The organism is Leptolyngbya sp. BC1307, from assembly GCF_002286735.1.
Classification (GTDB): Bacteria; Cyanobacteriota; Cyanobacteriia; order Phormidesmidales; family Phormidesmidaceae; genus Phormidesmis.
Window position 1 is genome coordinate 15,936 of the sequence record NZ_NRTA01000039.1, and the last position, 22,414, is coordinate 38,349.

At 49.5% G+C, this 22,414-nt stretch carries 14 protein-coding genes; 7 read left to right on the forward strand and 7 right to left on the reverse strand.

The genetic code is table 11. The features are described from left to right. Nucleotides 1-135 precede the first annotated feature (135 nt). On the reverse strand, nt 136-1,029 hold the full coding sequence (locus CKL79_RS17300; RefSeq protein ID WP_121970826.1) for a DMT family transporter: 894 nt from the start codon (nt 1,027-1,029) through the stop codon (nt 136-138). A 34-nt stretch (nt 1,030-1,063) separates the two neighbouring features. Continuing rightward, complete coding sequence (locus tag CKL79_RS17305; RefSeq protein ID WP_121970827.1) at nt 1,064-1,951, reverse strand: 4-hydroxybenzoate solanesyltransferase; 888 nt, start codon at nt 1,949-1,951, stop codon at nt 1,064-1,066. A 423-nt stretch (nt 1,952-2,374) separates the two neighbouring features. Between CKL79_RS17305 and CKL79_RS17310 the strand changes: the two genes are divergently transcribed. The 4 genes from CKL79_RS17310 to CKL79_RS17325 all read left to right on the forward strand — a co-directional run bounded on the left by CKL79_RS17310 (nt 2,375) and on the right by CKL79_RS17325 (nt 7,068). Next, nucleotides 2,375-3,784: a nicotinate phosphoribosyltransferase gene (locus tag CKL79_RS17310; protein ID WP_121970837.1), complete on the forward strand. Its 1,410-nt coding sequence runs from the start codon at nt 2,375-2,377 to the stop codon at nt 3,782-3,784. Nucleotides 3,785-3,895: 111 nt separating this feature from the next. Beyond that, complete coding sequence (locus tag CKL79_RS17315; RefSeq protein ID WP_170944099.1) at nt 3,896-4,498, forward strand: nicotinate-nucleotide adenylyltransferase; 603 nt, start codon at nt 3,896-3,898, stop codon at nt 4,496-4,498. Continuing rightward, the gene (locus tag CKL79_RS17320) at nt 4,456-5,265 is read left to right on the forward strand and encodes an NUDIX domain-containing protein (protein WP_121970829.1); all 810 of its coding nucleotides are present in this window, start codon (nt 4,456-4,458) and stop codon (nt 5,263-5,265) included. The genes CKL79_RS17315 and CKL79_RS17320 overlap by 43 nt, the downstream gene beginning before the upstream one ends. 54 nt (nt 5,266-5,319) lie before the next feature. Next, the gene (locus tag CKL79_RS17325; RefSeq protein WP_121970830.1) at nt 5,320-7,068 is read left to right on the forward strand and encodes an NAD+ synthase; all 1,749 of its coding nucleotides are present in this window, start codon (nt 5,320-5,322) and stop codon (nt 7,066-7,068) included. A 19-nt stretch (nt 7,069-7,087) separates the two neighbouring features. Here the strand turns inward: CKL79_RS17325 and CKL79_RS17330 are convergent, their stop codons facing one another. After that, a complete protein-coding gene (locus tag CKL79_RS17330) occupies nt 7,088-7,987 on the reverse strand; it encodes an ABC transporter permease (protein ID WP_121970831.1) in 900 nt (299 codons plus the stop codon). A gap of 541 nt (nt 7,988-8,528) precedes the next feature. Between CKL79_RS17330 and CKL79_RS17335 the strand changes: the two genes are divergently transcribed. Next, the gene (locus CKL79_RS17335; protein WP_121970832.1) at nt 8,529-8,930 is read left to right on the forward strand and encodes a hypothetical protein; all 402 of its coding nucleotides are present in this window, start codon (nt 8,529-8,531) and stop codon (nt 8,928-8,930) included. Nucleotides 8,931-8,951: 21 nt separating this feature from the next. Then, nucleotides 8,952-9,209 carry an HNH endonuclease gene (locus tag CKL79_RS24415; protein WP_205879134.1) on the forward strand — a complete coding sequence of 86 codons (258 nt, stop codon included), beginning with the start codon at nt 8,952-8,954 and terminating at the stop codon, nt 9,207-9,209. A gap of 510 nt (nt 9,210-9,719) precedes the next feature. Here the strand turns inward: CKL79_RS24415 and CKL79_RS17345 are convergent. The 4 genes from CKL79_RS17345 to CKL79_RS17360 are packed head-to-tail and all read right to left on the reverse strand — an operon-like array spanning nt 9,720 to nt 21,577. Continuing rightward, nucleotides 9,720-10,883 carry a cysteine desulfurase family protein gene (locus CKL79_RS17345; RefSeq protein WP_121970838.1) on the reverse strand — a complete coding sequence of 388 codons (1,164 nt, stop codon included), beginning with the start codon at nt 10,881-10,883 and terminating at the stop codon, nt 9,720-9,722. 5 nt (nt 10,884-10,888) lie between these two features. Continuing rightward, complete coding sequence (brxL, locus tag CKL79_RS17350; RefSeq protein WP_121970833.1) at nt 10,889-12,337, reverse strand: BREX system Lon protease-like protein BrxL; 1,449 nt, start codon at nt 12,335-12,337, stop codon at nt 10,889-10,891. After that, on the reverse strand, nt 12,324-17,105 hold the full coding sequence (locus CKL79_RS17355) for a protein kinase (RefSeq protein ID WP_121970834.1): 4,782 nt from the start codon (nt 17,103-17,105) through the stop codon (nt 12,324-12,326). The genes brxL and CKL79_RS17355 overlap by 14 nt, the downstream gene beginning before the upstream one ends. Next, a complete protein-coding gene (locus CKL79_RS17360) occupies nt 17,105-21,577 on the reverse strand; it encodes a hypothetical protein (RefSeq protein WP_121970835.1) in 4,473 nt (1,490 codons plus the stop codon). Before CKL79_RS17360 ends, CKL79_RS17355 begins: the two co-directional genes overlap by 1 nt. 175 nt (nt 21,578-21,752) lie before the next feature. Between CKL79_RS17360 and CKL79_RS17365 the strand changes: the two genes are divergently transcribed. After that, nucleotides 21,753-22,319 (forward strand): hypothetical protein, encoded by a 567-nt coding sequence (locus tag CKL79_RS17365; protein ID WP_205879135.1) that lies wholly within the window; start codon nt 21,753-21,755, stop codon nt 22,317-22,319. The last annotated feature ends 95 nt before the right edge of the window (nt 22,320-22,414 follow it).

Here is a 22,414-nt window from a genome sequence, read left to right on the forward strand (position 1 = left end):
AAAATCAAGGGAAACCCTTTGAAACAGAAAAGCAAACCTGTAACCGATATCGATTTCTTCTCTTACATCTTATAGCGTATTCACAGATTAGACACAGCTGATAAAAAAAAAATCGTTAAAAATTGGTAACCTGTCCTAGCTTAACGACATCATCACTACACCAGCAACCATAATCGCAGCCCCGAGCAGCCGCTCTCGCAGCCCCTTTTCGCCAAAGAAGAAATGGCCAAAGAGCACAGATAGCAAGGCGCTCATCCGCTTAACCGCGATTACCTGAGCTACCGGAGCCAGGGTTAGGGCAAGCATTTGAAAGGTGATGGCGATCGCATTAAATCCGCCGGTCAATAATAATAGCTGCCACTGCGCCACCAGCGGCTTCAGCCCGCGCCGTAAGACAAAGGGCACCATACCAGCCGCAATCACGGTAAATAGGGCAAAGGCCCAGCACAGCGGCGAAGAATTTACGACGCCGATTTTGTCAAAGTTAGAGGTGATGCTCCAGATGAAGGCGACGCAGAGCATCAGGCGACTGCCGGGGTTGCGGGCCATGGCTAGTAAAGGTGACCAGATGTTGGGAGCGGAGGGGAGGGGGAGCAGGGGAGAATTAGGAGCGGAAGAGGTAGGCGATCGCAAATTCAGCACATAGGAGCCGATGACCAGCAGCACCACACCGGCACCGTCAGCCCAGGTCGGCCATTCCTGCACGATCAGCGGCGAAGTGGCCAGCAAAAATAGCGGCGTTAGCGTCACTAGCGGCACCGTTAGTGACAGATCTGCCAGCTTCAGCGCCCGCACATAGAGCGTAAAGGCCAAAATATTCAGACTGCCGCCAATTAGCAGCGCCACCCAAAAGCCGGGAAGCAACGGCGGCACACCTGAGATCAGCAGCACCGGCAGCAGCAGCACGACGCCAACGGCCATAAAGCTAAAGAGCACCGAGTATTCATCCAGGCTTTTGAGGCTCTGCTTGCCTGTAGCGTCTTTGCAGGCTTCAAAAAAAGCGGTGAGAGAGGCAAAAAAGAGCCACATAGCGCGGGAGTATTAGATTGTAAAAATATCTGAGTTACAGCACGACAGAGATGGCCATGCCAGCAAGTAGAACGAACCCAATCGTCACGTTTTGCTTAAAGATATAGCCAGCGAGCTGAGGAGACTGGTGTCGTCGGGCTAGCTGACGATATTGGCGATACCAGAGAACCGCAGCAGAAATCAGCGCCAGCCAGTAAAAAACGCCCAGTGCCATCGTTACCCCTAGCCAGGCTAGCATCAGGGCTGTGCCCAGAAAAAATAGCCCCACTGCCTGAGGCGCGCGGCGACCAAAGAAAAGCGCACTGGAGTTGATCCCCAGCCGCCGGTCAAACTCGCGATCAGGAATGGCATAGACCGTATCAAAGCCCAACGTCCACAGCACCGTCGCCGCCCACAGCAGCCAGGTAGCAAATTCAATCGAGCTTGTGACAGCGCTCCAGCTAATGAGCACAGCAAACCCCCAGGCAATCGAGAGTACTAGCTGCGGCACCGGGAACACGCGCTTGGCCGCCGGATAGAAGACAATCACTGGCACCGCCGCCACGCATAGCCAAAAGCTCAGCGGATTCAGATAAAAAGACAGGCCCCAGGCACAGAGAAAGGCAACTAGAGCCACGCCGATACCCACTTTGATCGAAAGTGCCTTGGCAGCGAGCGGACGATTGCGAGTGCGCTGAACCTGACTGTCGATATCTCGATCCCACAGATCGTTGACCACACAGCCAGCAGCACTGGTCGCCAGCGTCCCCAGCACGATTACGCCGATTAGCGGCAGTGCAGGCAGACCTCTAGCCGCCAGAAAAATAGCCCACAGCGCAGGCACCATCAGGATCAAGCGGCCAGCAGGCTTGTCCCAGCGGAGCAGGCGGACTACAGTCATCCAGGTAGATTCGTCAGACCGAGCTTCGAGAGCAGGTTTCATAGCGTTGAGGGCGTCACACGGAGGTAATCATAGGTGTAGACCGGCCCTTTTTACCTGCCAATTTATCTACAGGTCATATTTGTCCCTACTTTAAAGTCTTTTGAGGAGCCTTGACGCTGACTAGAACGTTCGTCGGGAGTTAACTGCCTCTCTTTTGGTTTTATTTACCAAATCAGACCGCTCTGACAATTGTCAGGTAGATTTCTATTTCATGACATGAGCCAGAATGGCGCGACCCTCGACATTTCTAAAACCCTTGCAAACGAAAGCTACTTGCCTGAAACGCTGCCGGTCAACCGCCCTCCAATTTCCTCAAAAAAGTAGAGATCAGATAGCAACCGATGACAACTTACCGCTATTTATGGTTAAAATAACCATAAGTCAGCAAAGGTTAGCGATCGCACCTCATCCTTAATGGTCTTTATGCAAGACAGTTCTCCCCAGATAGAAAAGACAGATGCTTTGCAGGCCAAGGCTTGGACCCCAGAATCGTGGGCAGCGGAATCACTGGCGATCGCCCCCGAAGAATACGGCCTGCTGACAGATCTCTATCAGCTCACGATGTCGGCCTGCTATGTCGGCGAGGGGCTGCACCAAAAGCCTGCTAGCTTTGAGCTGTTTACCCGCCGTCTGCCCGAGGGCTATGGCTACCTGATTGCCATGGGGCTGGAGCAGGGGCTGGAGTATTTAGAAAATTTGAGCTTTAGCCCGGCGCAGATTTTGCAGTTACAAAAGACGGAGATTTTTGACGATGCGCCCGACCGCTTTTGGGGCTTGCTAGAAGATTTTCGTTTTGAAGGAGAGGTGTGGGCAGTGCCCGAGGGGACGGCCATCTTTGCCAATGAGCCGATGCTGCGGATAGAAGCGCCGCTATGGCAGGCCCAAATCGCCGAGACCTACTTGCTAAATGCACTGAACTACCAAACTTTGATTGCCACCCGAGCAGCACGACTGCGGCAGGCAGCAGGCCCGACCGCAAGGCTGTTTGAATTTGGCACACGGCGGGCCTTTAGCCCTCAGGGATCGCTATGGGCAGCGCGAGCGGCGATCGCCGGCGGACTCGATGCGACTTCTAATGTGCTAGCAGCGCTAAAGCTTGGCGAAAAACCGGTGGGAACGATGGCCCACGCTCTGGTGATGGCTATTTCTGCGCTAAAGGGCGGTGAAGACGATGGCTTTGAGGCATTTCATCGCTATTTTCCGGGGGCGCCGCTGCTGATTGACACCTATGACACAGTGGCCGCTGCCCAGCGACTGGCCAAAAAGGTCGCAGATGGCATGCCGCTGGGCGGGGTGCGGATAGATTCAGGGGATTTGGTTGCAGGGTCGCAGGCGGTGCGATCGCACTTACCCGACACGCCCATTTTTGCCAGCGGCGACCTGGATGAATATGCCATTGAGTCGCTGCGCCAGCAAAACGCCTGCATTGACGGCTACGGTTTGGGCACCAAGCTGGTCACGGGTACGCCGGTTAACGGTGTGTATAAGCTAGTAGAGATTGACGGCACGCCGGTGATGAAAGAATCGAGCGGTAAGGCGACCTATCCGGGGCGCAAGCAAATTTTCCGCCGCTGTGAAAAGGGTCAGGTGGTGGGCGATCGCCTGGCCCTCACGATAGAAGCAGCCCTGCCAGGCGAGGTGCCGCTGCTACAGCGGGTGATGCATCAGGGGGCGCGGATGATCCCACCCGAACGCCTGAGCCAGATTGCCGAACGTACCGCCGCTACCGTTGCGGCCCTGCCGTCCTCCGTGCGCCGCCTGCAAGATCCGCAGCCTCTACCCGTTGAGATTTCCCATGGCTTAGAGCAGCTGACTGAGCACACTCGCCTTTAACGCTTCCTTTGCCTTTTCTGGCCTTTTCTGGCCTTTGCCCCGCCTTAAAGACGTTTCTCTTTTTGACTTGCCATGCTAACGACACCCTGGAGAGAGCCTCAGAGAAAAGCCATGAGGGTTGCCCTGTTTGGCACCAGCGCCGATCCGCCGCATATGGGTCATCAGAGCATTTTGACCTGGCTCTCTCAGGAGTTTGACCAGGTGGCAGTCTGGGCATCTGAAAACCCCTATAAGCAAGATCAGTCACCGCTAAGCGATCGCGCTGAAATGCTGCGACGGCTAATTGACACACTGCCAGGCGGCAAAGTAGGACTGTATCAGCACTTAAGCGATCGCTACAGCATTCACTCGATTGCCCGGGCCCGGCAGATCTGGCCGAGAGCGCAGCTAACGCTGGTCGTAGGCGCTGACTTAGTGGCCCAACTGCCCAAGTGGTACCAGGCTGAAGAGATTTTTGCCCAAGTCAAAATTCTAGTGTTTCCCCGACCTGGTTACCCGGTACAGGGGCCAGCGATCGCCACCTTACGGCAGCAGGCGAAGGTGACGATCGCCCAGCCACCCAATCAGTACGACATTGCTTCCAGCAGCTACCGCCAAACTGAATGCAGCCGGGTACCCGACGACTTGCCGCCTGTCATCCGCGACTATATTACCGAGCACAACCTCTACCCATGTCTTCAAACACCCCCAGCCAGAATATCGACGCGCCGGTAAAGCCAGTGGCTGCTCAGACTGCAAAACTGGCCAAACTTAGCAGCCAGCAGCCGCCGCTTGAACTAGGCGAACTCGCGGACTTCAAAGTCGGGGTAGATACCGTCATTTTTTCAGTCGATACCGAGCAAAACCGGCTGCTGGCACTGGTCGTCATGCGGCACGAACCGCCCTACAGCGGCTACTGGAGTCTGCCAGGGACATTGGTGCGCGTAGGCGAATCGCTAGAGGCAGCGGCTGACCGGGTACTCACCGAAAAAATTCGCGTCAACAATCTCTACTTAGAGCAGCTATTCACCTTCGGTGGTCCTAACCGCGATCCGCGCGAATCTGAAGATGCCTACAACATCCGCTATCTTTCGGTCAGCTATTTTGCCCTGGTGCGCTTTGAAGATACCGCGCTGATTGCCGATGGGGTCAGTGGCATTGCCTGGTATCCGCTGAGCCGGGTACCCAAACTCGCCTTTGACCACAATCAAATTCTCACCTATGGCTATCAGCGGCTGCGTAACAAGCTCGAATACAGCCCGGTCGCTTTTGACGTATTGCCCGAAACCTTTACCCTCAGCGATGTCTATCAGCTCTACGCCACCGTACTCGGAGAAGATTTCTCTGACTATTCGAACTTTCGCACGCGGCTGTTAAAGCTCGGCATTTTGCAAGATACCAAAGTAAAAACGTCTCGCGGAGCCGGTCGGCCCGCCAGTCTGTATCGGTTTGACGCAGAAGCGTTTGAACCGCTTAAAGACAAGCCTATGGTCTTTTTGTAAGGTTGGACTTGTGATCAAAAGTGTGCGCTGCTCTCTTCACTACACGGTTTGTTTATGAAAATTGCGATCGCTCAAATCAACCCGACCGTTGGCGACCTCACTGGCAACGCCCAGCGCATTCTCTCAGTCGCTCAGCAAGCCGCGAATCTAGGCGCAGACCTGTTGCTGACGCCAGAACTTTCTCTCTGCGGCTATCCTCCGCGAGATTTACTCATGCGGCCCAGCTTTATTCAACAGATGAAGCAACAAATAGAGGCGCTCGCTAAAGCGTTACCCGCCGGGCTGACAGCGCTGGTTGGGCTAGCCGAAGACAACAGTGCCGCTGCTGCTAAAGGAGAAAAACCCATATTTAATAGCATGGCTCTTTTACAGGGAGGACAGGTCGCAAAAGTCTTTCATAAGCGCCTACTGCCTACTTACGACGTATTTGATGAAGATCGCTATTTTGAGTCGGGTACGGAGGCCAATATTTTTACATACGAGACGGCGGAAGAATCTGTACGAATCGGCGTCACTATCTGCGAAGACCTGTGGAACAGCGAATCTTTTTGGGGCAGACGTGCCTATCCTGTTGACCCCATTCAGGCGCTAGTAGGTGAGGGGGTCGATTTAGTCGTTAATCTCTCAGCTTCGCCCTTTACCTGCGGCAAACAAACGCTCAGAGAAAACATGATTGCTCATGCTGCTAAGCAAAATCGCTGCCCAATCGTCTATGTTAATCAGATCGGCGGCAACGACGATTTGATCTTTGATGGGCAAAGCGTCAGCTTCAACCGGCAAGGTGAAGTGGTTAGCCGGGCAGCGGCTTTTACCGATGACCTGCAACTTGTGGAATTCGACGCGATCGCTCAAGATTTGCAACCCGGAGAGATTAAAGCAACGCTCCCATCAGCCGACGCCGAAATCTGGGAAGCGCTGGTGCTTGGGGTGAAAGACTACGCGCGCAAATGTGGCTTTAGCAAAGCGGTGATTGGCCTCAGCGGTGGGGTAGATTCGGCTTTGGTAAGTGCGATCGCCGCCGCCGCCCTCGGGCCCCAAAACGTATTAGGAATCCTAATGCCCTCTCCCTACAGCTCAGAGCATTCCATCAGCGACGCTCAGCAGCTGGCCCGCAGCCTGAACATCACCACTCAAACACTGTCCATCGGTTCACTGATGACCAGCTACGACGCTGCGCTAGGTGAAATGTTTACCGGAACAGAAAGCGGCGTCACCGAAGAGAACTTACAGTCTCGCATTCGCGGAAATTTACTCATGGCCGTCTCCAACAAGTTTGGTCACCTGCTGCTCACCACCGGCAACAAATCGGAAGTAGCCGTGGGCTATTGCACCCTCTATGGCGACATGAATGGCGGCTTAGCCGTGATTGCCGATGTCCCGAAAACGCGCGTTTATTCGCTCTGCCGCTGGCTCAACCGCAGCTCAGAAGTTATCCCTAACAACATCATCACAAAGCCCCCCAGCGCCGAACTCAAGCCCGATCAGACCGATCAAGATGCGCTACCAGACTATGACACACTCGACGATATTTTAGAGCGCCTGGTGCAAAAGCAGCAGTCTGCCGACGACATTGTCGCCGCCGGTCACTCAGCCGCCGTTGTAGAAAAAGTGATTGGGCTCGTCACCCGAGCAGAATTTAAGCGGCGGCAATCTGCACCCGTGCTCAAAGTGACTGATCGCGCCTTTGGCATGGGCTGGCGCATGCCGATCGCCAGTCGCTGGTCACTGGCCATCTCTAAGCCAGCCTCTGAAACTCAACCTGCGCTTTTAGCAACCGATCAAACGTTGATGACATCTGCGTGAACAGTCAGTTCGCCGCCTCTCAGTCCCAGTTTTCGCGGCGCAGCAAAGGGTTGATAAATTCGTTTAAGCCTTCGCCAATGAGAGAGAGACCGGTCACCATAAAAGTAATGGCGAGTCCGGGAAAGAGAGCCGTCCACCAGATGCCAGTGGGCAGCGCATCTAGAGCCTGACGCAGAGAGTCACCCCATTCTGGTGTAGATTCGGGTAGCCCTAAGCCCAAAAAGCCCAAGCCCCCCAGAATCAGCACAGCGTCGGCAGCATTGAGCGTGAACAGCACAGGCACGCTCTGCACCACATTTAGAAACAGGTAGCGGGAGAGCACCGCCCAGGTAGATGCGCCCATCGACTGCGCGGCTTCTATAAACAGCTCGGTTTTAACGCTAACCGTATGGTTGCGAACCACCCGGTAATATTGCGGCACATAGGCAATCGAAAGTGCCACCGCCGCATTCACCACGCCCCGCCCCACGACAAACGCCAGCGTTACTGACAGCAGCAGCCCCGGCAGCGTATAGATCGTATCCATAAAAAACAGCAGCGCCCGGTCGATTTTGCCGCCCCGGTAACCGCTAAACATGCCTAAAGGCACGCCGATGACCACGCTCATGGCTGTTGCCAGCAGCACTACCTGCCAGGCCGCCCGCGCCCCGTACAGCGTTCGCGCAAAAATGTCATAGCCCTGACGACTCGTGCCAAACCAGTGCGCCGCAGAGGGTGGCTCATGAATCGGGTTAGCCAGACCAGCGGTGGGATCTTGAATCCAGCCCCAGCTCTGCATAAGCGGTGCAAACAAGGCGGCGAGTACAAACACCAGCGTAATCGCGATACCGATATACATCAGGGCGACGGAAATGGTCAGGGGCCGAGAGTTGCTACGCCACAATCCACTTAAGAAGCTGCGCTGTGTTTCTGGAGCCATGAGTGCGATCGCTTGTAAAAGTCGGCTCCCATTGTCTCAGGAATCAGCCGCCTCGCAAACTTTTGTAGAGTTAGAACGATAAACGATGAAGGGGTGTACTGAACCAAGGCTGGATGAGCCGAGAAGTGCTGTACGCCTTTAAACTCATCCTTCTGCATTCCGCCTTCTGCCCTTTCTTCAGTTTCCGTCCCCTTGTATCGCTGTACTTGCAATTGCAGCACCCGCCGATACGACACCCTCCCCTCAAAAAGCAGTCCTCGTAGGGACTGAAAGCCTTACGGGGAATGCGCAACCATCGATTTACTTGAAAAGCTGGTGACAAGACTCGAACTTGCGACCGGCTGATTACAAATTAGTTAGTCTGGTCTTCTGAAACTACTGATGTACAGTCAATCCAGCGCTTTTAACTTTTCGATTTTTATTCTTTACCCCAAACTGTACCCCAAAACATAACTTAACAGTTCTAGTCCGCAAATTTATAGATGGTCGTAACCCAGTGCCTTCGATGCCATAATGTGTTTGTAGATATAGCTTGAAAGCAATGGCTGAAACAGTTTCACTACAGCTACCTGAAAGACTACACCAGCGATTAGTCAATACTGCTCAAGCGACAGGGCGGCCTTTGGAAGCGGTGATTCTACATGCGATCGCAGTCGGTAGTCCACCAGAGTGGGACGATGTACCGGCAGAATATCAATCAGACCTTGCTGCCCTAGACCGTTTAGAAGATGAAGCCTTATGGAAAATTGCTCGTGCTCAAAAATCGCAGGATGAGATGGCGCGGTATGACGAACTATTAGACAAAAATCAATCGCCCAGTCTGGCAGAGGTTGAGCAGTTAGAATTGCTTCGCCTACGTCAAGATGCTGAGAAGTTTATGCTATGTAAGGCTCATGCCGCTGCTATCTTGAAGTGGCGGGGGCATCAGGTATCTGCTGCCTAGTCATGCCTGGGCCTGATAAATATGTCAGCCTATGTTCCCGCCAGCTTACGTGAGCAGATAAGAAAAGATGATCGTGGTCGATGTTGCTATTGCCAAACACAGGAGGCAAACAGCGGTATCCCGCTCTCTTTCGATCACATAGTGCCTAGATCCAAAGGTGGCGGAACGACTTTTAAAAATCTCTGCCTTGCCTGCCGTACCTGCAATGAATTTAAGTCTGATGCTACAGAGGGGCTGAATTTGTTAACTGGCGAAAGCGTAGCTTTGTTTAATCCGTGATCGCAACAATGGTCAGACCACTTCAAGTGGAGTGAGGACGGTGCAAAAGTTGGAGGCGTAACCTCAGTAGGACTTACCACCGTTATGACATTGCGTATGAACCATGCCGCTATCGTGATAGCCCGAAAATGCTGGGTATTTAGCGGTTGGCATCCGCCAAGAGATGAACTTTCTATCTGAGCCATCGAAGGATGGGTTAGTCTGCTGAGAGCGCAGCGCTCTATATTGTGAAGCTACCCTCGCTCACTCAATGATTGCTTCCACCATCGCCCGTTCGAGGTCATCGGTCACTCCGATTCTCGCGGCCCGCTGGCGTAGGTAAACCAGATCGAGGCTTCTTTGGGTTTTGAGAATGCCTAGTACATCCCGCTATTGTTTTTCGGAACTGCTTTGCTGACCCCAGCGGAGCTTATTGAGCATGACATCTTCGGGGGATGCAAAATAGAGTTTGCTAGTGGGTGATAGTGTTATGCAGCGCCTGAGAATCAACTTACTCGTGTTGACAGACTTTCATTCAAGCAATTTGCGAATCGCTCGGGTTTCAGCGATCAGGATTTGCGCTGCTGCTTCAATCTCTTCATCAGTTGTGAATTTGCCAAGGCCAATCCGTAAGGCTCCTTCGATGACCTCTTCCTTCAGCCTCATTGCCGTTAGTACGTGAGATGGAGTCTCGACGCCTGAAGAACAGGCCGATCCGGTAGAGATAGCGAGGTAGTGACGAACTCTGGCAATAATGGCGCTGTTTGGTATGTCGGGAGCAGATATGTGCAAATTTCCAGCTAAGCGATTTTGAGTGTCTCCGTTGATGATGAGTCCGGGAATATTTGCGAGTAGTTTAGATTGGAGCCTGTCTCGTTTGGCTGCGATCGCCCGTTCATCTTCGACCATCTCAATTTGACGTAGACGGCAAGCCTCTCCTAACCCAACAATACCGGGAACATTTAGGGTTCCTGGTCGTAATGCTTTTTGCTGACCGCCGCCATATAGGATAGGAGCAAGCTGATAGCCTTTTCGTACGACTAACGCACCAATTCCTTTTGGGCCATAGAATTTGTGGGCGGAAAGTGCCAGCATGGTAATTCCCCAGGCTCGAAAGCGGATGGGTATTTTGCCGACGGCTTGGGTGGCATCGCAGAGGAAGGGGACGTTGTGGTTTTGTGCGATCGCGCTGATTTTTTCAATAGGGTAAATAGTTCCCACTTCATTATTAGCAGCCATCACGCAAAGGAGATGAATGCCGCTAGCACAAACCTGCTCTAGCTCTAGCAGATCGACATGAGCCTGGTTATCGACTGGTAAAACGGTAAGCTTAATCTGTCCTTGAGATTTGAGGGCATAGCAGGTATCTAAGACGGCTTTATGTTCAATGACAGAGATAGCTATATGAGGAGTGACGCCCGATTTTTGGGCATGCTTGACAGTGCCTTGAATTGCGATATTAATGCTTTCAGTTGTACCAGAGGTAAAGGTGACTTCTCTCGGCGCTGCTTGAATTAGCTCAGAGACATAGTAAGCCGACTGCTTTACCGCAGATTCGGCGCAATCTCCAGCTTCATGCTCAACGCTGCTAGCGTTACCGAAGGTAGTGATCATCGCCTGAAAAACTGCGTTCGCGACTCTAGTATCAACCGGAGTTGTCGAATGGTAATCGAGGTAAATAAGCTCTCTAGAGATAGCCACTAAACTGCTTCCACCAAAATCTCTCGACCGAGCTGCTTATATTCATCATCTAAATAGTATTCGGAATCGCGAATGAACTGACGAATCTTACAAGCCGGTCTTAAACAATCATTTTCGTAGTCCATTAGGGTTAGCTCTAAATGGGGATAGAGAATTTTAAGGAAACCAGATGATGTCTTAAGAATGGCATTTTGATCGCGAATGGTAGCCGTTTCGCCAAATTTTGTATGATTCTGTGCATAGGCAGCGTATCGATTGTCTCGGCGTAGTCCGAGGAGAGCTTCTCCAAAAAAGTCCATTTTAAGACCTACCTGAGACGCAGCCATGTTTCTAGTAAACTTGGGAATTTCCCAACCAGGAATAATACCTGCGAAGCGATCCAGAAAAGCCGTTTCGCCAAAGAATTCGGGTAGGTCAGTGATGAGGTTATATGAGTTTTTAGGCTGAAGGTTAGCGTCTAATTCGATGTTTGCAAGCATCATTAGAGAGCAGTCGCTGCTGATGTCGGCAAAGCCAGCTCTATTGTAACGACCGCTAGCTAAGTAACTCTTGAGCGGCCCAATAATCTCGTCTGGATCTTCAAAGGTGAGGCTTTGTACTTCATCTAAAACAACAACATCATGTCGGCCTAACAACCCAATTTCTTTATTTCTACCGTTTATAAACAGTTGAGAAGGCGTGACTTTACCACCGCTAACCACAACTACTTTACTGCTAATATTCTCAAATACGTAACTCTTACCTGTGCCCTTAGGGGCTAATTCCATAGCGTGATAGTTGGGCTCAACTAATGGCAGTAGACGAGCTAATATCCAGGTTTTAGCATCCTGTGTGTAGCTAGAGTGCTCGGGGTTGTAGCCCATGGAGCAAAACATCAAATCGCGCCATGCGTGAGCATTAAATTGGGCACGATAGTTAGCATAGGCATCAAAATCTATATTGGAGCACTGGAAAGGATCAAAATCGATGACTTCTGGCGTACCATCAGGAAGCATTCCTAGTGATATTTTTCCCCATACTCCTTGTCGCAGAAGCATTTCGTGACGTTCTATTAAGTCAGTTGAGATGGCGCAGTTATTCATGTTGAGTACAGGAATTTGCGCTAATGGATCAGGAATAACGCCTTTCCCTTGCTCCAGTTTAACTCGTACCTGTAGTAGGGCAATGAGCTTGTGTATATCGCCCTGAGTGAGCTTAAATTTGATGATGTTTGCATCGTCTTTTCGTGGAAATGCCTTGCTGACGAAGGTGCTAACCTTCTCTAATTCTGCTTGTGTCAAGGCACCGCTACCGGGAACAATTTTGTCTAGCAGCCATTCTGCTACGAAGCTAGGAACGCCAGCCCCTGTCAGTCCGCTAGAAGGTAAACGAGTTTTATCTATTCCTAAGTCGCCGAAGATATCTCGAACGAGATCGCTGTTGTAGTTTGTTGAATTAGAAGAAGTCATCTAGTCCCTCCTGCATTCCACTGCTGAATAGTTGGTTGACCTCAATCGTTGACTCTCTATCTAGATCAGAAGACGAAAATTCAGCATCCTTATAGTAAAACTCCAGTCTGCCGGTGAGTGTGAGTGTTTTACCCTCATGAGCAGGTGGTAGTTCTGGCCACTCAGGAATTTCTACGTCAATAGTTTGACACGCCTTTTGACTGATGGATACACCCAGGACTTGGCCTTCCTGCAATGAAGCTAGCTGTTCTATGTATAGCTTACAGTTTTCTATAGGAAGCGCGTTAGAATTATTGACTTCCACTGTTAACAGATGAGATTCTCCAGGTTTTCCTGAACCAAAACACTTGACGAGAACAGGAGAGCGCTTGACGGATCGTTTCAGTACTGAGAATCCTACAACAACTTCCTCAGGATACAAGCCACCGTGACAGCCAATGACGCTCTTGTCGTCGGCATAGCTGAACGAATTGAAGCTTCCAGAGCCTCGAACAACGCTGATATCGTGAGGGAGGTCAAAGCGATCCTTATCGAGTACAGCTAACTGCGGGTCGTCAGTTCGGCCAATGGCCATACGGCCTTTTGGCGTCAGCTCTTTGGATATGAAGGGAAGTTTTGTAGAGGTTCCCATTAGCTGACCGTGGTCACTAGCAATGACAACTCTCATTTCTTCATGCTGAGGGTGCATTTTTAAGAATCTTAGAATATCGTCGGCGATTCCTTTGATAGCTCGCTTTCTCTTGACAGCATATAGCTCCTGCCAATCGACTTCCTTGTGAAAGAGGCTATCAAATTCATCGGTATCCCAACAGTAAATACGGTATTTATTTTCTTTGAGATCTGCTTGCAATCTACTTTTCGTAACGTCGTTATCTGTATATCTTCTTCCAATAGATTCTTGAAAGCCTTCTCCTGCGTTAGGTTTCCAGTCTTTATGACTAGGCAGCTGCTGGCTGTACAAGCTCCACTTAGCATACTCGGTTTTAGTAGGCAAAATGCTGAACCGAGGCTGCAACATTTGTTCAAGCTGAAGCTGTTGGGCATCTGTCAAATTTTCTAAAAGCGTTTGATGATCTAGCCAGCCGAGCCCATCGACAACTACCCATAAGACTGGCCCTTCTTTGCAAAGTTCATGGACATGGTGGCTGACGTTGTAGTTTAGAAAGGAAGAAGGTACAGAGTCTACTTTCATTTTTGGGTAGTTCTCAAGCATCCAGTCTTCAAAGCTTGCTGCTAGATGATCGCAAATCTGCTGTTCCTGAGGAAGATTAGATATAACCGTTTCCCACTTTCTAAAGGGTAAGTAAGCGTCTGTAGCCCAAGCCAATGCCTCAGTTGGAGAGGCTTCAATAGCCAAAGCAGAGGGCTCGAGCGGACGATGGCGCTGATTTAGCGATCTGTATTGCTCTGGGCTGATATATTGACGCAGCTTTTGTTCTCGGGCCTTAGTGATGTAGTTTGGGTGCTGCTGTAGTATTTCGTAAGCCTTCTTCGCAATGCGTTTGGGAGCCGGTTGCTCCTCCCAATCTACACTGTCTAGCAGCCGCGCTTCATTACGGTATAGCTCTCTTTCCCAATAGGCATCGAACTCTGATTGGAAGCGGTCGGGTACTTCAAGTGGATAGGTACCTAAATCTGGTAGATATGGCTCAGTAATTTTTAGCCACTGCTTGAGTAGATGAGGTTTATCATCAGTTTGGTAGTAGTGCTCTAGACTTACGCTATTTCGTCTTGATTGCCATGCTTGCTCTAGCACTTTAGCGTCTGTAGGGACTTCAATAGAAAGCCACTTCGCTAGATTTTGGACAGAAGGGGATTCTGTCCAAATTTGTAGTTCGCTATCCGTGATTGCAGATAGTAAGTGAGCGATCGCATCTTGGCCATGCTTTTTTCCGTACTTTTCTAGCCGAACAACGACAGCTAGATATTGTTTTTCGCTCCAATCAGACGGTACTTGAATAGGTTGCAAAAAAATTGCTAGTCGCTCTTTAGGAGAAGATTTTATATCAGCAATTAGCTGACTTCGATTCCAACATATCAGCCATTCTTCCGCCCAGTCGCAGAGTTCTTTGCCCCTTACCCAGTAGGGGGCGCTATCACTGATGCCGAAGCTTCGCATCCAGGCGACTTCGGTTTCAATTGTGACGTAGCCATCCGGAACTGGATATGCTTTCGACGGATCGAGAACGATGGGTTGTTCTGGGCTTGGAGATGCCTGCTGGCTGCTAGGCAATAGCGTAAATAAGGAAAATGCTGCCTGCTTTGGCACTTGACTTTGTAAGGGGGCCTCGGCTGCAATTGGCACAGGAGAGCGAAAGGGCTTGATGCTGATGACTGGAGAAGGAATCGCAGGTGCTGGTTCAGCGGGCTGCTTTATGGCTATGTCTTCAGAAACTTTATTTTCAGAATTTTCCTGTCGCGTCTCTACGTTTCTCAAGGAAGTTAGTTCTATTTCTGGGTTATCTTGCTCTACTTCTTGTATTTCTAGTGGCTTCAGTGAACTTTCTTCTGAACTGGGGCTGCGTTTCAGATTTTTAATGCTACTGAGTGCGTCTAGCAGCTCTTGAGCAGATTGGAAGCGGTCTGTGCGGTTTGATGCGATCGCCCGCTGCAAAAGCAGTGATAAGTCTTCGCCTATGTCCTCACATCCCTCAACATGGCTAGGGTCAAAACATTCTTGCCCTACTACTGGCTGAGCTGCATTGAAAGGATACCTGCCTGTTATGCACTCATAGGCGGTAATTCCAAGGGCGTACAGGTCTCGGTCTATACGGTCTTCTTTTGAGGGTTCAATAGAAGGCTTAAAACCAGGTGGCAGGTATCGGCGAGTTCCTGCTGTAATGGCAGATTCATCGGATGAAGTGACCGACACATTGAAATCAATGATCTTTATGCCTTGATTAGTCAACAATAGATTAGACGGCTTGATGTCTTGATGGTAGATATTCGCTTGGTGTAGATAGGATATTCCTTTAGCCGTTTGCTCTAAGACTTTTACAGATTCTTCTAGGGATAAGTCTCTTGATGCTAGAACTTCTTCTAAATCCTTGCCTTCAAGATATTCAAACAGAATAAAAGGTGTGTCGTCGTACTCGCGAAGCTGACCAGACCACCGAACTTTGACAATATGAGGATGAGGGTCTTGTAGAACTCTATACAGAGCCGCAAATTCTTGTTGAGCGCGCTCAAATAAGGAATATTTATCACGAACGACTATCTTGATAACTTGGAAATCTTCGCTGAAAGAGTCGAACACTTTATAAGCAACAGCGAAACTACCCGGTTTACCTAATCGTTCAACAACTGAGTATCTGTTGTCTAAAACTGTGTCTGGTGAAAGGCTTGCTAAGTCTGGAATGCTTTTTGAGAAAGGAGCTAGCCTGTCTAACGCTGCTTGAGCACTAACGAAGCGATCGCTACGGTCAAAGGCACAGAGTTTTTGCAACCACTTGTCGAAACCGTTTGGTAAGTCATGATACTGTTGTGAGGGCAGCGCCGGAAGCACTCCATCGCTTGCATACATCTCTTCGAAGCTCTTGAAAGCAGGCTCTCCCATCAGCAGCTCGTAGAAAACCTGTCCAGCAGAAAATAGGTCTGATTTTTCACAAGCACTAGCAGGGCTGTTTTGACAGTCGAAATCTTGATAAATCGAGGAGGCTTCTAAATCGTCGCCGATGGCATTAGCGATTGTTCCCGTTCTATTTTCGATGCGAGCGTAGTCAAACCCTGTCAGCTTTGCCTGTTTTTCTGGGGTAACAAAAATATTATCTGGAATGATATTACGATGAATGACACCGTGCTTGTGCGCATGATCTAGGCCGCGTAGAACGTCTGCAATGACGTTGCGTTTCTGTTCCAGCGTCAAATGATTGATTCTGATTAACTGACGAAGCGGCTGTCCTTGAATATCTTCTGTGACGAGAACTAAACTATCTGCCTCAGCGCTCTCGAAGATGTCTTGGACTTTTACTATGTTGTCGTGACTAGGTAGGTCGTCAACTGCTTGAAAAGCGGTGCTGATCAATCGGTATGCTTCTTCTCTTTCAGTCGCGTCGATCCAGGGCTCGACACCGTAAGCCTTCAACCTAGCTCTACGATTCTGCAATCCAAGCGTGACTTTCTTCGCCAAATACTCAACATACTTATCTTCTTTTTCTCCTAGCTCCTCAATCACCTCCCACGAGCCAAACCTTTTTTTGTGGTTTCTAGGCTTCGCACGTCCTCTAATTGCACGATCAATTGCGTTGACATGAGATGCGATCTTAGTCTCAAAGCGATTGCTGTCGATACTTTGCCAGTCTTTAAAGTACCTGATACTAGGTTCTCCAAGGCGAATGATATCGTCTTTTTCAAGTCCATCAGTGCTGACATCAATGACTTCTACATTTTCAGTTGTCAATAGCACAGTACCCTGTACTAGAACTCTCTGAAGAAGCCTTCTACGGATGGGATCAGTATCTACAATGAGTCCGTTCAAAACCCTAGCGTGTTGGCGGTACTTTTTTAGCGGCGAAGGATAAGATTGTCTATTTTGTGGATACCACTCATTACGATCAACCTCAACCCTGCCGTATACCCCTTTTACATCGACTATGTAAACAGCATGAGGTGCTACTAAGATGATGTCTACTTCGTACAGCCGTCCGTTGCGAGGAATTTCTAAATTGGTATAAAGCCTGTAGTCGTCAGGCAGATGCTTACGAAGATACTGGGCGGCTATGCGTTCGGATTCGTTTTCGGGTTCGCCGAACTGAATTAATTCTGCCATTAGAACACCTCCGTCGTATTTTCTAAGTACGCAGATAGCCTCTGGTATAGCTCGATTCGCTCTTCTTTAGGTAGCTCCTGAAAGAGCGTTTCGATTTTGCTGGCTCGGTTTTGATTTTGAACTAGCTGACACGCTTTTACGGCTTCTCCTAGAGCATCTTTCTGCGTGTCTTCGAGGAAGTCTTCATACTTAACGCGCGCAGAGCTGATTTTTTTGAGAGTAGCGCCTGCTTTTTCGAGCTTCTCGGGAAGTGTAGATACGGCACCTAGCCGAGAAATTTCGTCTTGCAGCCCAGTTAGCCACTTCTGGGCTGCATTGCGCTGCCTGGTTTCAATGGTTTGCTGAGTTTTTAACAGGCTTTGCTCTATCGATTGAAGGCGCTGCTCTACAGTTTTAGAAAGGATCTCTTGGTCTGCTTTCCAGTCGTCAAGTCGTTTAATTTCGGACTGGCAGGCTTCAATGCTATCTACTTTCTGTGTATCAGCTATTGTAAGCAGTTCAGTGAGTTGGCTTACGTCTGCGCGCACAGCATCGTAGACATTGGTATATTCAGAGCCCTGATATCGTTTTGCGCCGCTGGCAACTTTAGCTTGGACTTTACGAGCCGCACTTAAGTTAGAAAGGTAGCCTAAGTCCTGTTCCCACTGGGTCAGTTCTTCGATAAACTGCTTTTGCCTTTGGTGCAAGAACTCTGCTGATTCACTTAGCCTCGTTCTAAATCTGTCTAAGTCTTGGAGGTTGGTTTGAATCTCATCAATGGTCATCAGGACTTGTTGAATACCGGAAATAGAGTCCGCATTAGCTACTTCTACTTCTAATGTAGATACCTTCTCTAAGTCACTCGACAGTGTTTGAAGCTGATCTTCAAGGGTTTTGTATCGCGGATATTCGGTGGAGTCTTTGAAGACAAAATCTAGTTTGGATAGGTCGTTTCGGAGCTGCTGGAGCTTACTATCTGTCTCGATAGATTGGAGCTGAACTTCGAGGTCGTCAAGGCTAAAGGTGTATTCTGCTCGTTTGCCTTTGAAAGCTGTGATGAGTCGCTCTGTCGTGTCAGCATGGTTCTCTGGGAAGTTTAGCTGCGATCGCAGTTCTTCTATCTGCCCAACAATCTCTTCACAGCGCAGAATGGTATTCCCCATACCTGCCCTAAACTGCTGAACCTCTTTGATAGTTGCGCGATCTTCGTTGTTCCTTTGCAAATTGGAATATCTATTTTCTAAGGTTTGCCGTGCAGCTTGTAGATTATCCTGTTCGCTGGCAAGCTCTAGCTGTTCTGTGACTAGCCGCTGTGCTCGCAAGATGTAGGCTTTGAGATGTTCGTATTCTTCAGTACGTTTGATTTCGTGATCGCAGTCCTGATAAAGCTGCTCTAGCTTTTGCCGAATCGCTTTTTCACCTTCTGCCTGATATTTTTGTAGCTGCTGCTGATAGCTTTCGGCATTGGCCGCATTAGCTTTGTCTGGAAGCGTTAGCTGTGAAAGCTCCATATATGCCTGAACAACGTCATTAAAGTTGTTCAAGGAAATGACTGACTCTAGCTTTTGACGCGACTTTTGAACGACATCAGCTAACGCTGTTTCGATATTGCGCTTAGCATCCTGCTGCAAAATTCTGGCCTGTATACGGCCAACAAGCGAGTCTACCTGCTGTTTATTGGTTTCACTATCAAAGCGATTACGCTCGCGGTTGACCTGTTCGCTGAGTCGGAGTGCTTCGTCGGCAGCCTTGATAGCAGCGAACTGGTCTTCCCAAGCATCAATTTTGCGGATGAGTGCGTCTTGCTTACCTTCAATATCAGCGACTATCTCCAGATAAACAGGCTCTTGCTGAACTTGGGGTATGGTAGTGGCAAGGGTCACAATTCTGGCAAGCACATCGCTGTACTGACTTTGGGTAGCGTTGCCTGTGAGCGATTGATGCAGTCGCTGAATTTGATCTATGAGGCTACGCTTTTGCGCAAGCTGCTGAAGATTGGCTGTCTGTTGTGCGGCGCTTTCGAGGGCGGTTCGTAGCTCATTCGCGAATCTGTCAGGCAGCTCGGGAACTGCTAAGAGCCTTTCTAGTTGATATTCGATATCGTTGATTAAACGCTGCCCCTGTTCGGTCGTTTCAAAGCTCTGGGCTTGCTTTGAAAGATCTTCTACTAGCCCTTCTATTCTATCTTTGAGCAGTTGTCTGGTTCGCCTCCAATTAACCGACTGATCCTCAGACACGCGGACTGTCGTCACGCCTTCTATGATCGTGATAGCAGGCGGTGTATTTTCAAGGGGTGCGTAGTAGCTAGCGAGTACGTCCAACGGAGCTTGCTGCTCTAGCTGCTGCTGAGCTTCTATAGTGGGCTGATTCCAAGTATCAATATCTTCAATGCCCTGCTGAATTTGTCGCTGTTTTTTCTCCAAAAAGGCGACTTTAGAAGCTTCTAACGTTCCAGACTGAATATGGCCAGAAATCCTCTCAAGTAGCGAACCTGCCTCGACATAGCTTGCTGAGTCAGGAACACTAATGTCCAAAGGCTTACGCCGTACGATCTGGTTTTTGCCTCTCAGAACCCATACGCTAACAAAGTCTTTCGCTTTTTCAAGAATATTTGTCTGCTGTGCCCACTCATGAAGGGGTGCCGTTTTATTAGTAACTGTTTCTTTCCTATTTCTAGGAATACCAAAGGCTCCCGACAACTCTACTTCAGAGCGATGAAAAGCAAGCCAAGCTGCTAACAGTATTGTAAATGTCAGTTCGTTATAGCCATACGGGGCTTCACTTAACACCTTCCATATTTTGCTGACTTCTACGTTCTTCTGTGCTTTATCCCCAATGTCGGTCATTTCGGAGATGATGTCCCAAGCTTGCCGTACGTTTGGCTCTTGGGGTACTGTCACCGTATAGGGCATTCCGGCCTTCAACAATTTCCAGCTTCTGATAAAGACAAGATCGATGACGCTCTTATACGACTGGTTAGGAAACGACGCCTCTTTTAGATCGTTTGCCAATAGTTGTCGCGAAGTAAAGCTGATAATCCCAGATCCGGCTGTACTTTTTATCCGAAGTTTGTCGATACTTTCGACAGGAGGAATGTACGTGTACAGCTCATTGAGCATTTTGCTAACGCTAGACTCAATGCGTTTTATCTCGGCTCTCGGAATTTTGTCAATGACACGACAGGTATAGGTGCAGCTATCGAAGATCTGCTGTAGCTCAGAGTCTAACTGTTCTTCAAATTGCTTGTTGAGTTCCGTTAGGGCAGCGCCAAATTCCTGCTTCTCTCGTGAGCTTTTGGAACTAAGCGCTTCTTTCATTACTAAAACTTTGGCAAGGTCGCGGGTGCCTCGGTTGGGCAATGCGATGATGATTCGTTCTTTAACAAATTGAGGCGCTTTTGCTAGAATCAGTTCAGCTTCTTTCTCCAATGCCTCAAGATCTTGGTCGTATTCTCCTATGAAGTAGGCAATCAATCCTGCTTCTGCTCTTTTTACGTACCGCTCGCTAGAGAGTACTCTCTCAAACTGGTCTATAGTAAAAATCTCTTTACCAAATAGCCAATCGGCTCCGTTGACCCGGCGTTCGGTCGCAAATCGGTCAGCTCTAACGGTATCGCTACCTAGGTAGCGAGTGAGATTTTTACGGCAGTGTTCCAGTAAGTTTTTGAAGTCTGACACTTTGTTCTTTGTGTCTTCTTCAATTTTTCGCTTGAGGTCGGCAATATTAAATCCTGTGAAGAAGCGGTAGGTGTTTGTGCCCGCACTGAAATAAACAACTTGGTACTCTTGAGAAAGTTTTTCTAGGAGTTCTCTTGTTTTAGCGGGCGAGAAGCCGGTCATAACGGAGAGAATATCGTCGTGGCGTTCGCGTTCGGGTTTGGAGATCTTTTCGCCGCATAGATAGTATAGGGCGATCGCCTTAAGCATGTTGATTTCGTCTGCACTGGCAAAGGCCGCAATAGACTCATAGGCTTTTTCGTATTCGGTGTACTTTGACTGTAAGGAGAAGTTTCCGGCAAAGGCGTCCATGAGCTGAACGGGCCTGACGAACTGTAGCTCTCCATTTTCTTCAACAGGCTGTTTCTCAATGAACTGAGTAACGTCTTCTTTGATGAATTGAATGGCAGTCCTACCCTGCGTAAACTCCAGGTTGCAGAGCAGGTAGCTAGTGAGGGGATGGAGCGGATAACAGCCTAGTCCTAAATGCTTGTGGAAGTCTTCTACGGGCCAGTTGCGGTTGCTGTAGGCCGTGATGTATTGATCGTAGGAATTTCGAGATTCGCGCCATAGGGTATCGCCCCATTTGCTACGAAAGGTTTCCCATTGGGCATTGTCGGATTCTTTGATTAGGTTGTCGATCACTAGCTCTAGGCTAGCGCGTGGTTCATAGGTGCTAGGGGCTAGTTCAATGCGGGTTGTGAATCGCTCGTAGTGTTTGCGCTCTAGATAGGGGATTTGAGTATCTATAGAGGGTCTGATCTGGGCTAGACACAAGAGGGCTATTTTACCACGGTTTCTTTCGCAGACGTTGGTAATGTTTTGGAGGGCAGCGCCACCGGCAGATTTTGAATTTTTAAGCCACGCTCTAAGGGGACGGTTCAAACTCGGGTCACACTTTAAGCGCAATCAGGTAGTCTAAATGACTGCCCCTTTCCCCAGAACACTCCCCATGAGTCCAGCCGTTTCTGTCGCTGCCAACCTATCCCCTGCTGCTCGTCAAGAAATCGGTATCGAGGCAATCGCCCGCACACTCCCTATCACTCACTTGGCAGACAGGCATCAAGTCAGCCGGAAGTTCGTCTACCAGCAAGGCAATAAGGCACAGCAAGCGCTGGATGAGTCGTTCGCACCATCACAAGGAGATGACGATATACTGTTTTATCTGCCAGTGACTAAGAACTGGCTGTTCCAGCTGATTCTAGGTCTAGTCTTGATCTGCCACAGCTCGTATCGCGGTGTGGTGGAACTATTGCGCGATCTATTCGATACGCCCGTTAGCGTCGGCACCGTTCACAATCGGCTTCAGGAAAGCGCTGAAAAAGCAGCTGAGATCAATCAATCACAAGACCTTACTGACATTACGGTGGGTCTTCAGGACGAAATTTACCAAGCCAATAAACCCGTTTTGGTGGGCGTTGATGCGGCCTCGACGTACTGCTACTTATTGAAATCGGTGGGGTACCAACTTAAGCCGGGAAAAGCTATGCGTGCAGGGGCTTGGGCTGATGTGCTTTAGCTGCCTTTCTGGGCAAAGGCAGCTCAGTATGATGGCTGAGTACCCACTCAAATAGGTCAGGAAACTGATGGCCAAATAAGCGTTGAGCAGCGGTG